The organism is Acidovorax sp. GW821-FHT10E04 (genome assembly GCF_059415185.1).
Window position 1 is genome coordinate 583,227 of sequence record NZ_JBWKMT010000003.1, and the last position, 13,731, is coordinate 596,957.

Below are 13,731 nucleotides of genomic sequence, written 5' to 3' on the forward strand. Positions count from 1 at the left end.
CCTGGCGCCACCGTGGATCCGGCCCTGCCGGTCCACCGAAGGCGTCCCCCTTGTGGAATGGCGCGCAGCGCCCCAGGGGGTTACCCGATGAATTTGCCGTTGGCGCCCATCACGCCCAGGTCCAGGAAACGCGAGCCCACATAGGGGGCGCTGCCGGCGTAGTCGATCGTGAGGCCGCCCAGGTCGTTGCTGCGGATGCCGGCCAGCGCGTTGCGCAGCCTGGCGCGGGTCAGCTCGCGGCCGGCGCGCTCCAGGCCTTCGGCGAGCACGCGGGCGTTCACATAGCCCTCGAAGCTGCGGCTCGAGAATTCCTGAAAGCCCACCGCCTTCATGGCGCGCTGGTAGTCGCGCACCAGGGCAACGCTGGTGCGGCCGGCGTCGGGCAGCACCATCGACAGCGCGATGCCCGCCGCCTTGCCACCGAGCTGGCGCAGGTTGTCGCCGGACAGGGCCACGCTGGTCGCTGCCAGCGGGGTGCTGGGCGACACCTTCTTGAATTCGCTGACCAGCGCGGCCGACACGTCGCCCGCCGTCCCCAGCAGCACCGTCGTGGGCTTGGCCGCCACGGCCTGCCTGACCACGTCGGCCACCTGCGCGCCCTGTGCGTCGAGCTTGAACGCCTTGGGCGCGGGCTGCTGGGCCGCCTTCATGGCGTTGTTCACATCGGCCAGGAATTCGCGGCCGAAGGCGGTGTCCTGGTAGACGATGGCCAGGTCGGTGATGCCCATGGCCACCAGCTTCTGCGTGAGGCGCTGGGCCTCGTCGGAGTAGCTGGCGCGCACGTGGAACACCGAGCGGTACTCGGCCTTGCGCAGCGACGTGGCGCCGCTTTGCGGGGCCACGTAGGGGATCTGCGCCTCGTCCACCAGCGGCAGGATGCGCTGGTTGTTGGCCGTGCCCATGCACGACAGCAGCGCCACCACGCCGCCGTCGGCGATCAGCTTGCGCGCGTTCTCCTCCGAGCGGGCGGCGTCATAGCCGTCGTCCAGCGCCAGCAGCTTCAGCTCCCGGCCATGGATGCCTCGCACGTTCGCCTGGGCGATGCCCGCGTCCAGGCCCTGCTTGAGTTCCTTGCCCAGGCTGGCCAGGGCACCGGTCAGGCCGACGGAGCAGCCAATGGCCACGCTCCTGGCGTCCATCGGGTCCTGCACGCCCACGGCGCGCGACGGGTTGGCAAAAAGCAGGCCGGCGCTGGCAGCGGCAAGGGACTGGGTGAACTGGCGACGTTGCATGGCAGGAAAACTCACGGACAAGAAGGCCACCAGCCCTGCGAAGGGCTGGTGGCCGGTGAAGAAAAAGGAAAACGGGGGGAGGCCTGGTGGTCCGACGACCAAGGGTTAACCCTGATTCTACCCAGGGCCTGTGACAAGACCATGTTCTCCCTGCCGGCCGGGGGATTCGGCCGGGGCCTGGTCAGGCGGGCGCGCTCTGCCGCATGCTGCCCGTCTCCACGTAGCGCTGGTGCCAGGACAGTGCCTCGCCCAGCAGGTGCGGCGTGTGCTGGCCCACGGCGCCGCGCTTGGCGCGGGCCACATAGTCGTGCAGGGCCGGGCGGAAGTCGGGGTGCGCGCAGCGGTCGATGATGAGCTCGGCCCGCTGCGTGGGCGAGTGGCCGCGCAGGTCGGCCAGGCCCTGTTCGGTGACGAGGATCTGCACGTCGTGCTCGGTATGGTCCACGTGCGAGGCCATGGGCACGATGCACGAGATCGAGCCGTTCTTGGCCAGCGAGGGCGTCATGAAGATCGACAGGTACGCATTGCGCGCGAAGTCGCCCGAGCCGCCGATGCCGTTCATGATGGCCGAGCCCATGATGTGGGTGGAGTTGACGTTGCCGTAGATGTCGGCCTCGATCATGCCGTTCATCGCGATCAGGCCCATGCGGCGGATCAGCTCCGGGTGGTTGCTGATCTCCTGCGGGCGCAGCACGATGCGCTGCTTGTAGTACTCGATGCGCTCGTTGAAGTCCTGCATCGCCGCCGGGCTGAGCGACAGGGCGGTGGCCGAGGCGCTGGCGAGCTTGCCCGAGCGCAGCATGTCCAGCATGCCGTCCTGCAGCACCTCGGTGTAGGCCGTGAGGTTTTCGAACGGGCCGTTGTTCAGCCCCGCCAGCACCGCGTTGGCGATGTTGCCCACGCCCGACTGCAGCGGCAGCAGGTCCCGGGGCAGCCGGCCCTTCTTCACCTCGTGCTGCAGGAACTCGATGATGTGGCCCGCGATGCGGTTCGAGGTGTCGTCGGGCGCGGCGTAGACGCTGTTGCGGTCGGGCTGGTCCGTCACCACCACCGCGATCACCTTGGACGGGTCGCAGCGCAGGTAGGGCTCGCCGATGCGCTCGTCGGGCCGCGTCATCGGGATGGGCCTGCGGTGTGGCGGCACGTCGGTGCCGTAGTAGATGTCGTGCATCCCTTCCAGGCCCGGGTTGTGCCAGGCATTCACTTCCAGGATGACCTTGTCGGCCTGGTCCAGCCAGGTCTTGTTGTTGCCCACCGAGGACGAGGGAATCAGCCGGCCGTCGGGCAGCACGCCCGCCACCTCGACCACGGCCACGTCGAGCTTGCCCAGGAAGCCGAACCACACGAACTGCGCCACGTGCGACAGGTGGATGTCCACGTACTGCATGTGGCCCGCATTGATCTGGCGGCGCACCGTGGGGTCGGACTGGTAGGGCAGTCGCATCTCGATGCCGTCCACCTGGGCCAGCGCGCCGTCCAGCTCAGGCGCGGTGCTGGCTCCCGTCCACAGCCCGATCTTGAAACCATGGCCTTGCGCGTTCAGGCTTTCGATGCGCCGCGCCAGCGCGCCTGGCACGGCCTTGGGGTAGCCCGCGCCGGTGAAGCCGCTCATGCCCACATGGGCACCGGCAGGGATCAGGGCGGCCGCCTCGTCGGCGGACATGGTGCGGGAGAGAAAGTCGGGGTACAGCACCCGATCGGCCAGGGACATGAACAAACTCCGCAAAAAAAGAAAAGAGGCCACCCGCCCGGTGAGCGGATGGCCCCGTGGACAAAACCCAGGATGCTAGCCGTCGTTCCTTACAAATTAAGGGTTAACCCTTACAAATGTGGTACGTCCGCTCACGTCCGCAGATTACGCCGCTTTGCGGTTGAGCAAGGCATACAGCAGGATGGCGCCGAACGTGGCCGTGCCGATGCCGCCCAGCGCGAACTGGCCGAACTTGAGCGTGAAGTCGCCCGTGCCCAGGATGAGCGTGATGGCCGCGACGATCAGGTTCTTGTTCTGCGAGAAGTCCACCTTGTTGTCCACCCAGATCTTGGCCCCGGCCACGGCGATCAGGCCGAACACCACGATGGAGACGCCCCCCATCACCGGCAGCGGAATGGTCTGGATCAGCGCGCCGAACTTGGGGGAAAAGCCCAGCACCAGCGCGAACACGCCCGCCAGCAGGAACACGGCGGTGGAATAGATCTTGGTCGCGGCCATCACGCCGATGTTCTCGGCATAGGTCGTCACGCCCGTGCCGCCCACGCCGCCGCTCACCATGGTGGCCACGCCGTCGCCGATGAACGCACGGCCCATGTAGCGGTCCAGGTCGCGGCCGGTCATGGCCGTCACGGCCTTGATGTGGCCCAGGTTCTCGGCCACCAGGATGATGGCCACCGGGGCGATCAGCAGCATCGCGTTGCCGTCGAACACCGGCGCGGCGAAGTTGGGCATGCCCACCCATGCCGCGTTCGCCAGGATCGACAGGTCGATGGGCTTGCCCAGGCCCAGGCCGTTGGTGAGCACCGCGTAGATGATGCTCGCCACGATCAGCCCCACCAGGATCAAGAGGCGCTGCACCATGCCGCGCGTGAGCACGGCCACCAGGCCCACGCTCACGAAGGTCACCACCTGCATCCAGCTGTCGAAATTGCTCGCCGCCATGTTCTTGATCGGAATGCCCGCCAGGTTCAGCCCGATCACCGCGACGACCGAGCCCGTGACCACGGGCGGCATGAAGCGCTCGATCCAGCCCGTGCCGATGGCCTGCACCAGCGCGCCGATCAGCGTGTAGAGCAGGCCGCAGGCGATGATGCCGCCCAGGGCGACGGCGATGTTGCCGTTGGCCCCCTTGCCCGCATAGCCCGTGGCCGCGATCACCACCCCGATGAAGGCAAAGCTCGAACCCAGGTAGCTGGGCACCCTGCCGCCCGTCACCAGGAAGAAGATCAGCGTGCCCACGCCGCTCATCAGGATGGCCACGTTGGGGTCGAACCCCATGAGGATGGGCGCCAGCACCGTGGCGCCGAACATCGCGATCACGTGCTGCACGCCCATCGCCGCCGTCTGCGGCCAGGGCAGCCGTTCGTCGGGCGCGATCACTCCGCCCTGCTGCAGCACGGCCGCGCTTTTTTCTTGCCAGTTCATGAATCCCATGTGTGTTGTTCCTTGTAGTTCGAGGCGCGAATGCTAGTGGATGAATGCGCACGCGGACGATGAACTTCGCCAGGCGAAGGTGCGAGGCGGCGGGAACGGTAGGATGGCTGCCTCACAGCGGCGGGCAAGAGGGCCGGCCCTCACCCGACGTCCACCATGCCGCCATCCGCCCCATCCTGCCCGTCGTGCCGCCAGCCCATGGAGGCCCATTCGTTCACCAGCAACACCGGGCACACGCTGGAGCTGGACATCTGCTACGCCTGCCAGGGCCTCTGGCTGGACCGGCACGAGAACCTCAAGCTCTCGCCCCAGGCGGTGGTGGACCTGTTCCGCCTGCTGCACGAACACCGCACCCATGAACACCGCCCGCTGCAGGCGCGCATGGCCTGCCCGCGCTGCAGCTGCGCGCTGGACCAGGGCTTCGACGTTGTGCGCAGCGGCCGCTACATGACCTACCGCTGCGCGCGCCAGCACGGGCGGTTCAGCACCTTTTCCTCCTTCATGGTGGAAAAGGGCTTCGTGCGCCACATGACGCGCCCCGAGATCGACGACCTGGCCCGGCGCGTGGGCGCCATCTACTGCACCAGCTGCGGCGCGCCCGTGGACATCCGCAAGGACCACGCCTGCCCCTACTGCCGCGCGGCGTTCTCGCTCATCGACCCCGACGCGGTGGTGCGCGCGATGGAGGGCTACGCCCGGGCTGGCGCCCGCCCGGCCCAGGCCGCGCACGGCACGCCGGCGGCGACCGTGGACATTGGCGATGCCCTGGTGGCGCTGGAGCGCGACCGCAGCCGGGCCGAGCGCGAGCGGCAAAAGAGTGCCTTCAGCGGCGCGCGGGATGGCGATGGCGACTCCTTCACCGGCGACCTGCTGGCCGCGGGCGTCTCGCTGGTCTGGGAGGTGTTGACCAAGCGGGTGTAGCCGCGCCGGCCATTTCCCGCGTTTGCATATACCCTTGCGCGGCCCTGCGAAATGGGCACACCGGACCGGGTTCGGACCACAATGGCGTTCGCAGACTTCCCGGCGGCCCCAGTCCGTCGCCGCAGTCTCCCGTGGCGGCCAGCAGCCTGTGCGCGTGGCCGCCGTACTGCCTGACCCCGTCCATCCATTCCGCCAAACGGGGCGCCCCTGCGACCACAGGAGGAGACGATCTTGCCGCTGCAGCCGCACCGAAGCCGACGCCGTCCCCGGGCATCCGCCGGGCGGGCGCCCGCGCCACGCAGCGCCGCGGCACCGGCCCCGCTGCGGCACGCGCCCTTGCCCGCCGTGCCCAGCACCCTGCTCATCCCGCTGGCGGCGCGGGCGCGGGGCAACCATTACTTTCCCTGGCTGGCCTGCGGCGATGCGGTGGCCGCCGGGCTGCTGGAGCGGCTGGGCACCGATGTGGAGCCCTACCTCAACGACCTGCCCACCGTGCTGAACGTGCTGTGGCGCACCCGGATCATCCGGGACACCGCGCAGGGCTTCTTCCTCAGGCACCCCGGGGGCCAGGGCGTGAACCTGGGCTGCGGCCTGTCGCACCATTTCCAGTGGCTGGACACCGGCGCCAACCACTGGCTCGACGCCGACCTGCCCGAGGTGATGGCGCTGCGACGGCAACTGCTGCCCGCGCGGTGCCCGCGCACACGGCTGGCCGAGGCGGACATCACCCAGCCCGGCTGGTGGCACCGGCTGGGCCTGCCGCCGCGCGCGGCGGGGAGCGGGGCGGCAGCGGCGCCCGTGCTGGTGGTGTGCGAGGGCGTGCTCATGTACCTGGAGCCAGGCCAGGTGCAGGCGGTGCTGCACGAGTTCGCGCAGTGCGCGCCCCCGGGCTCGCGCCTGGTGCTGGACGTGCTCACCCACCGGGCCGTGGGCACGGCCGGCCGGCACGCGAGCGTGGGACCCACGGGGGCCGAGTTCCGCTGGGGCCTGGCACGCCTGGCCGACCTGTCCGCCGCGCACCCGCGCCTGGCGCTGCGGCACGCGCACAGCGTGGCGGAATGCTATGGCTGGGCGGGCCTGGCGCTGGAGACCCTGTGGTGGCCCTGGCTGGGCGCGCCGCTGTACGGCATGGTGGAGCTGGAAGTCACCACCCCCTGAGCGCCCGTGGCGTGGGCGCGGGCGCTGCCACTTCTTCCCTTTCGCGCGTGGAAAGGGGGCGGCACCCGGTGGCGGCCGGCGGGCTGGCCGGGGGCGGACGTGTCACTGCCGTGCCAGGCGCCCCAGCAGCTCGGTCCACGCGGGCGGCTTGCCGGTGAGCTGCCCCACGATGGCCGCCTGCAGCGGTGGCAGGCGCCGGGCGCCCTGCAGCACCAGCTGGCGCAGCAGGCGGGGCAGGGGGCGGGCATCGGTGTACAGCCGCACGATGGCGTTCGTGCCTTCGTAGATCGGCCATGCGTGGTGGTGGTGTGCGCGTCCATAGCCGGACAGGATTGCGCTGTCTCCGATATCGCGGCCCTGGCCGCGCGCGGCCAGCAGGGCGGCGGTCAGGCGCTCCACGCCGGCCAGGCCCAGGTTGTAGCCGTGGGCCGTCACCGGGTGCATGCCCACGGCCGCGTCGCCCAGCAGCGCGCAGCGGTGGGAGGCAAAGCGATCCGCGTACACGGCCACCAGCGGGTAGGCGTGGCGTTCTCCGTCGAGCTGCATGGGCCCCAGGCGGTTGTCGAACTGCGCCCGCACCTGGGCGGCAAAGGCGTCGGCGGGCAACGCCATCAGCGTGGCGGCATCCGCAGCGCCTGCGGTGACCACGACCGAGCACAGGTGCGGGCTGCCGGCCGTGTCGGCCGCGTCTGCGGCATCCACCGCATCCGGCAGGGGCAGGATGGCCAGCGTGCGTTCGTAGCCGAAACACTCGTGCGCCACGCAGCCATGGGGCCGGGCATGGCGCATGCGGCAGACGATCACGGTGCGGCCGAAGTCCGCCATGCGCGCGCCAATGCCCAGCTGGCGCCGCGTGGCCGAGAAGCGGCTGTCCGCCGCGACCAGCAAGGGCGCCTGCAGGCGCTGGGGTGAAGGGGCCTCCGCGTCCGGGGCCGTGTCTGTGGGGGCAAGCAGGCGGTACTCCAGCTCGGCATGCGTGGCCAGGGTGGCCACGCGCGTCACCTGGGCGCCGGTGACGATGCGCACGCCGGGCGTTTGCGCGGCCACCGCATAGGCGGTGCGGCGCAGCGCGTGGTTGGGGACGATGAAGCCCAGCGCCCCGTGGCCCGAGCGCTGGGCGTCGAGCTGCAGCGCGCTGCGCTGGCCGAGCGGCCCGTCATGCACCTGGGCCTCGCGGATGGCGCCGGTCTCGTGCGGCGCCAGTTGCGCCCAGGTGCCCAGCCGCTGGAGCGTGGCGCGGCTGGGGTGGGTCAGCGCGATCTCGCGGCCGTCGGGCGCGGGGGCGGCCAGCGCGGCCTGGGGCTGCTGCTCGACCACCGTGGCCGTGAAACCGGCGTGGGCCAGGGAAATGGCCAGCGACAGGCCCGCGGGCCCCGCGCCGACGATGAGGACATCGCTGTGGGAGGAGGAGAAGGAGGAAGTCATGGCAGGAAAAGGCAGGAGGTGGACAGCCTGGTACGCACCCCCGCGACCGGAGGGGATCGCCTGCCATTGTGGATGCGCTCCGCGCGCCGGGGGTTGCCCTGCGTCAAGTGTGCGCGCAGGATATGCTATTAAATATATAGCTGTCGGCGCTGATGTATCCAGCGCTAGGGGCCCCAAAGACCCCAAGGCCCGTGGATCAGGCCCGGGCCGGCTTGCGCGGCGGGCGCTTGGCCGCTTTCTTCTTTCCGGCGCCGCCGGCAGGCTTGCCGCGCAGGTGCAGGCCCCAGGTGACCAGCAGCCACAGGTACGACGCCAGCACGCTGTAGGCCGCCACGGCCGCCAGCGACAGGGGCGGGGCGGTGATGGAGCGCGGATTGGCCATGGTTTCCAGCAGCTGGCGGGTGCCGGCGCCCAGCACGGCCTCGCGGCTGCCCGAACGGGCCATGCGCGCCGCCATGAAGATGAAGAACTCCATCAGCAGCGCGCCGATCAGGAAACACGCCAGCAGGGCCAGCAGGTGCGAGAACGCGCGGCGGTCGCCCTTGGCCAGGAAATAGAAGGCCGACACCAGCACCAGCGCGGGCAACAGCAGGGCCAGGGCGGGCCAGGCGGACAGGAGAGCGTGCATCGGAGACAACAGGTAGCGGCGTGGGGCCACCGGTGGCAGGCAGCACACCGGTGAATCATCGGCAAGAGCGGCCCTGGGGGCACGCACGACTGCGGATGATAGGCGCTGGCCGCGTCCTGTTCGCCTTGCGGCTGTAACTGTTGGCGACACCGCGCGGCGGAGCGCCGAGCCACCCCGCACCGCCCGCTGCGCCGCGCGGCCCCCCGCCGGGCCCCCTGGCTCCCGGGCCCGTCAGCGTGGATGGCCCGGGCCCGCCACGAAATCGGCCACGGCCGCCAGCACGCCATCCTGCTGCAGGATCTTGCGGTGGCCCAGCCCTTCGGTGGCCAGCAGCGTGGCGCCAGGAATGTGGTCGCGGTAGGCCTCGCCATCGGCAAAGCGGTTGATGCGGTCGCCCCGGTCGTGCACCACCAGGGTGGGCAGCGCGATGCGCGGACCCACGGCCGGGGGCTCGAACTGGCGCATCAGGATGCCCTCGCGCGCCTCGATGCGCCGCTGCATGGAAGCGCGCGTGCGCTCCGACAGGCCGAACACCTGCGCGAACAGGCGCGTGTATTCGTGGGGCGACGCGGGCGGCGCCAGCAGCACCAGCCGCCCGGTGGCCAGGCCCCGGCTGGCCGCATGGGCCGCCGCGTTGGCCGCGAGCGAATGGGCTACCACGGCGCTGGGCGCCGAATCCTGCGCATGCAGGCGGGCGGTGGCGTATTCGATGGCGCGCGCGAACTGCGGCAGGTTGCTCACGCGGCCCCGACTGCCGCCGTGCGCGGGCAGGTCCACCAGCACCGGGCGCAGGCCCCGCGCGGCCAGGGCGCCGGCCAGCGGCAGCATCTGGCGCGCGTGGCCGCCCCAGCCGTGCAGCAGCAGCACCGTGGGGCCGTGCGGCTGGGCCTGGGGCAGGTAAAGCGTGATCTCGGCGTCTTCGAACGGCCAGCGTTCCGTGCGCCAGTGGCCGGGCGGCACGGCGCTGCGGCCCGGTTTGCGCAGGGGCAGGGGCGTGCCGAAAAGGCGGTAGGCCGCGCGCACGGCCAGCGCGGGCCACAGGCGCTCGGTGGTGCCCAGCGCCACGCGCAGCAGGCGCATGCCGGGGTGTTCGCCGTAGAAGCTGGACGTGGCCTGCAGGGCGGTGGAGGAGGAAGGGGAGGCGTTCATGGGGGGCTCCGGAAAGGGAGGGAATGGGGGGCGGACGCGGTGGACGGTCAGTAGAAGATCCAGTCCCGGTTGCTGCGCGGAAGGCGGGCGAGTGTCTGGCGCAGCGCCCGGACGGCGCCCGCCGCGGCCACGATGGCGGCGATACCCAAGATGATCAGCATGGTGGTTCCTTTCTTCGCACGGTTGTGCGAAATTGGGGCAAAGAAAAACAAGAGGCATCCATCGCGCAAGAACAAGCGGAGGGGGAGGATCAGGCGGTCTGATAACTCTTGACGAGGCGCGCCCAGGACGCCTCGGTGCGCTGCACTGCCTGCGGATCGCGCAGGAAGCGAACGTCGTGCAACAGGCCCATGGCCATCGCATAGATCTCGCCCACCAGCTGGTCGGGCGGGGTGTCGGGGGGCAGGTGCCCGGCCTCGATGGACTGGATCACCGTGCGGCGCAGGGCCGCGCGCCAGCGGGTGATCTCGGCGTGCAGCAGGTCGCGCAGCTCGCCGTCGCGGTCGTCCAGCTCGAAGGCGCCCGCCGTATAGATGCAGCCGGTGAAGGCCTCCACGTCGCGCGTGCGGGCAATCCAGCGGCGCACGATCTCGTTGAGGCGCGGCAGGCCCTTGGGGTGCTGCATGGCGGGCACGAACACATCGGCCAGGAAGCGGCGGCCAAACTCCTCGATCACCGCCTTCTGCAGCGCCTCGCGCGAGCCGGCGCGCGAGAAGACGCCACTCTTGGACAGGCCCACGCGGTCGGCCACCGCCTGCAGGGTGATCGACTCCAGCCCCTCGGCCGCGGCCAGGTCCAGCGCCGCGCCCACGATGGCCGCGCGGGTGAGTTCCGATTTCTGGGTCTTTGCATCCATGGCGCTAATTTAGCACGATTGTGCGAAATGCGGAATTCCCCCTGCTGTCAAGCGGGTGACGGGGATGGCTGGCCTGCGCCCCGTGCCGCTGGTACGCTGCGTCGCCATGGAGACAACACACAACACCCCGCCTTTCATTCCCCAGATCCGCCTGTACCAGGACTGGCTGCGCGACCAGCGCGGACTGCAGTTCGACAGCTACGACGCCCTGTGGCGCTGGTCCACCACCGAGCTCGATGCCTTCTGGCAAAGCGTGTGGGACTACTTCAAGCTGGAGTCGCCCACGCCGCACACCGCCGTGCTGGGCCAGAACACCATGCCCGGCGCGTTGTGGTTCCCGGGCGCCCAGGTCAACTACGCGCGGCAGGCGCTGCGGCATGTGGATGCGGCGCATGCCGCTGGCCTGCCGGCCATCATCAGCCGCAACGAAAAGGGCCACCACCGCGAAATGAGCTGGCCCGAGCTGCGCCGCCAGGTCGCGTCGCTGGCGTTGCACCTGAAGGCCCAGGGCGTGGAGCCGGGCGACCGCGTGGCCGCCTACCTGCCCAACGTGCCCGAGGCGATGGTGGCCTTCCTCGCCACGGTGAGCGTCGGCGGCGTGTGGAGCATCTGCGCGCCCGACATGGGCACCCATGCGGTGCTCGACCGGTTCCGCCAGATCGAACCCAAGGTGCTGATCGGCGTGGACGGCGTGACCTACGGCGGGCGCGACCACGACCGCACCGGCGTGCTGGCCGAGCTGCGCGCGGCGCTGCCCAGCGTGCGGCACGCGGTGTTGCTGGGCAATCTGGATGCTTCTGTTTCGATAGCTTGTTACGCAAGCTGGACGAGCGCTACAGCCCGAAATGATGCTGCAACTGAAGCTTTCGAGCCGATGTGGCTGCCGTTCGACCACCCGCTGTGGATCGTGTATTCCAGCGGTACCACGGGCCTGCCCAAGCCCATCGTGCACGGCCACGGCGGCACGGTGCTGGTGGCGCTGCAGCTCAAGGTGCTGCACAACGACATCGGCTGCAGCTACGAGCCCAACAGCTTCGGCGAGCGCTACCACTGGTACAGCTCCACGGGCTGGGTGATGTGGAACGCACAGCTCTCGGGCCTGCTGTCGGGCACCACCTGCGTGATCTACGACGGCAACCCCGGCGGCAGCAAGGACCACCCCGACTGGGGCGTGCTGTGGCGCTTCGCGGCCGAGACGGGCGTGACCTTCTTCGGCGCGGGCGCGGCGTTTTTTGCCAACTGCATGAAGGCGGGCATCACGCTGGCCGAATACGGCGACCTCACGCGCATCCGCGCCTTGGGTACCACCGGCTCGCCGCTGTCGCCCGAGGTGCAGGAATGGGGCACGGCGCAGTTCGAGGCCCTGGGCACGCACGACATCTGGTGGAACAACATCTCGGGCGGCACCGACTTTTGCGGCGCCTTCATCGGCGGCAACCGCGAGATGCCCCAGGTGCCCGGCGAGATGCAATGCCGCATGCTGGGCGCGGCCGTGGAGTCCTGGAATGCCGAGGGCGTGCCGGTGATGGACGAGGTGGGCGAGCTGGTGTGCGCGCAGCCCATCCCGTCGATGCCGCTGTACCTGTGGGGGGACAAGGACGGTTCACGCTACCTGTCGAGCTACTTCGACATGTACCCGCCTGGCCACGGCCGCCAGCCCGGCGGCGGCGATGGCCCCGCGCGCATGGGCGCGGTGTGGCGCCACGGCGATTGGCTCAAGATCGGCGCCAACGGCGGCTGTGTCATCTACGGCCGCAGCGACGCCACGATCAACCGCCATGGCCTGCGCATGGGCACGAGCGAGATCTACAGCGCCGTCGAAGCCCTGCCCGAGGTGCTCGACAGCCTGGTGGTGGACCTGGAATACCTGGGCCGCGAAAGCTACATGCCGCTGTTCGTGGTGCTGCGCCCCGGCCACGCGCTGGACGAGGCCCTGCGCGCCCGCATCAACGGCGCGGTGCGCACGGCGCTGAGCCCGCGTTTCGTGCCCGACGACGTCTTCGCGGTGGCCGAGGTGCCGCGCACCTTGAGCGGCAAGAAACAGGAGCTGCCCATCAAGAAACTGCTGCTGGGCCAGCCCATCGAAAAGGTGGTGAACAAGGACGCCATGGCCAACCCGGGCTGCCTGGACTGGTATGTGGCGTTTGCCGCCGAGCGCGCGGCAGAAGTGCAAAATACATAGCTGCCCGCGCTTGCGGGCTGTACGCTACAGCCCGGTTTGATCCATATCCGGGCCGGGTCGGGGCACGCTGGAAAAGCCCATCGCATGCTCGATGAAGCGCTCCACGAGCCGGCTGGCCTCTCCCGCGCGCCGCGCGAGCGCGATGCCCACCTTGAAGCCCGGCGGGTTGTCGGTGAGCGCCAGGCACTTCACGCCGGGCGGCACCACCAGCCGCGCGACGCCGGCCACCAGTCCCACGCCCAGGCCCGCGGCCACCAGGCTCATGATGGTCTGCACCTGCATGGCCTCCTGTGCCACGCGGGGTGAAAAGCCCGACAGCTGGCAGCGCAGAAGCGCCAGGGCGGACAGCCCGGGCACTTTGTCCTGCGGGTACATGATGAAGGGCTCGCCCGCCGCTTCCGAGAGCGCGATCGCGTCGCGCTTCGCCAGCGGGCCGTGCGCGGACACGGCGAGCACGAAATCGTCGCGGTCCATGGGCAGGAGCTCGAACGGCTCGGGGTGCAGAACCGGGTAGCGAACGAATCCCACGTCGAAGCGGCGCGCCAGCAGCCCGTCGAGGATTTCGGTCGATGTGGCCTCCGACAGCTCCAGCTCGATCTGCGGGTAGCGCGCCCGCACGGACGGGATCAGCTCCGGCAGCAGGGCATAGGTGGCCGATCCGATGATGCCCAGGCGCAGCAGGCCGCCCAGCCCCTCGCGCGCGTCCGCCACGGCCTGGCGGCAGCGCTCCGCATGAAACAGCGCCAGGTGCGCCTCGGGCAGCATGGCCTGGCCCTCGGCCGTCAGGCGCACGCCAGTGCTGTGGCGCTCGAACAGGCGGCTGCCCAGTTCCTCCTCCAGTTTGCGCACGGACACCGACAGCGGCGGCTGGGCCATGTGCAGCAGCTCGGCGGTGCGGTGGAAGTTGCCGGTTTCCGCCAGGGTGACGAATTGGCGCAGCTGGCGCAGGTTCATGGGATACCAAACAAATATCGGTTTGTGAATTTTTAATATTAGACAGCATGGGTGCCCGCTGCCTACATTCGCCTGCAGGCC

Annotated in this window: 11 protein-coding genes; 3 read left to right on the forward strand and 8 right to left on the reverse strand. The window is 70.1% G+C overall.

Annotation, left to right across the window (positions count from 1 at the left end; translation table 11 throughout):
- Window positions 1-80: 80 nt before the first annotated feature.
- From AC07OC_RS12055 to AC07OC_RS12065, 3 genes are all read right to left on the reverse strand, one after another.
- The gene (locus AC07OC_RS12055) at window positions 81-1,232 is read right to left on the reverse strand and encodes an ABC transporter substrate-binding protein (protein WP_218296485.1); all 1,152 of its coding nucleotides are present in this window, start codon (window positions 1,230-1,232) and stop codon (window positions 81-83) included.
- Window positions 1,233-1,413: 181 nt separating this feature from the next.
- Window positions 1,414-2,943, reverse strand: a complete 1,530-nt coding sequence (gene scpC, locus AC07OC_RS12060; RefSeq protein WP_218339235.1) for a succinyl-CoA:acetate CoA-transferase ScpC — start codon at window positions 2,941-2,943, stop codon at window positions 1,414-1,416.
- A 144-nt stretch (window positions 2,944-3,087) separates the two neighbouring features.
- Window positions 3,088-4,377, reverse strand: coding sequence for a solute carrier family 23 protein (locus AC07OC_RS12065; protein WP_218296487.1), 1,290 nt, complete (start codon window positions 4,375-4,377; stop codon window positions 3,088-3,090).
- 156 nt (window positions 4,378-4,533) lie between these two features.
- Between AC07OC_RS12065 and AC07OC_RS12070 the strand changes: the two genes are divergently transcribed.
- Window positions 4,534-5,298 (forward strand): zf-TFIIB domain-containing protein, encoded by a 765-nt coding sequence (locus AC07OC_RS12070; RefSeq protein WP_218296488.1) that lies wholly within the window; start codon window positions 4,534-4,536, stop codon window positions 5,296-5,298.
- 345 nt (window positions 5,299-5,643) lie between these two features.
- Window positions 5,644-6,456, forward strand: a complete 813-nt coding sequence (locus AC07OC_RS12075) for a class I SAM-dependent methyltransferase (protein WP_370627743.1) — start codon at window positions 5,644-5,646, stop codon at window positions 6,454-6,456.
- 102 nt (window positions 6,457-6,558) lie between these two features.
- Here the strand turns inward: AC07OC_RS12075 and ubiM are convergent, their stop codons facing one another.
- From ubiM to AC07OC_RS12095, 4 genes are all read right to left on the reverse strand, one after another.
- Window positions 6,559-7,881 (reverse strand): 5-demethoxyubiquinol-8 5-hydroxylase UbiM, encoded by a 1,323-nt coding sequence (gene ubiM, locus AC07OC_RS12080; protein ID WP_494601256.1) that lies wholly within the window; start codon window positions 7,879-7,881, stop codon window positions 6,559-6,561.
- Between the two features lie 196 nt (window positions 7,882-8,077).
- Entirely contained in the window at window positions 8,078-8,509 is a 432-nt protein-coding gene (locus AC07OC_RS12085) for a hypothetical protein (RefSeq protein ID WP_218296491.1), read from the reverse strand.
- A 231-nt stretch (window positions 8,510-8,740) separates the two neighbouring features.
- Entirely contained in the window at window positions 8,741-9,658 is a 918-nt protein-coding gene (locus AC07OC_RS12090; protein WP_218296492.1) for an alpha/beta fold hydrolase, read from the reverse strand.
- Between the two features lie 250 nt (window positions 9,659-9,908).
- A complete protein-coding gene (locus tag AC07OC_RS12095) occupies window positions 9,909-10,514 on the reverse strand; it encodes a TetR/AcrR family transcriptional regulator (RefSeq protein WP_218296493.1) in 606 nt (201 codons plus the stop codon).
- Window positions 10,515-10,620: 106 nt separating this feature from the next.
- On the opposite strand from AC07OC_RS12095, the gene AC07OC_RS12100 reads away from it, so the two are divergent.
- Entirely contained in the window at window positions 10,621-12,696 is a 2,076-nt protein-coding gene (locus AC07OC_RS12100) for an acetoacetate--CoA ligase (protein WP_218339233.1), read from the forward strand.
- Between the two features lie 24 nt (window positions 12,697-12,720).
- On the opposite strand, the gene AC07OC_RS12105 is transcribed toward AC07OC_RS12100, so the two are convergent.
- The gene (locus AC07OC_RS12105; protein WP_218339232.1) at window positions 12,721-13,650 is read right to left on the reverse strand and encodes a LysR family transcriptional regulator; all 930 of its coding nucleotides are present in this window, start codon (window positions 13,648-13,650) and stop codon (window positions 12,721-12,723) included.
- Window positions 13,651-13,731: the final 81 nt, after the last annotated feature.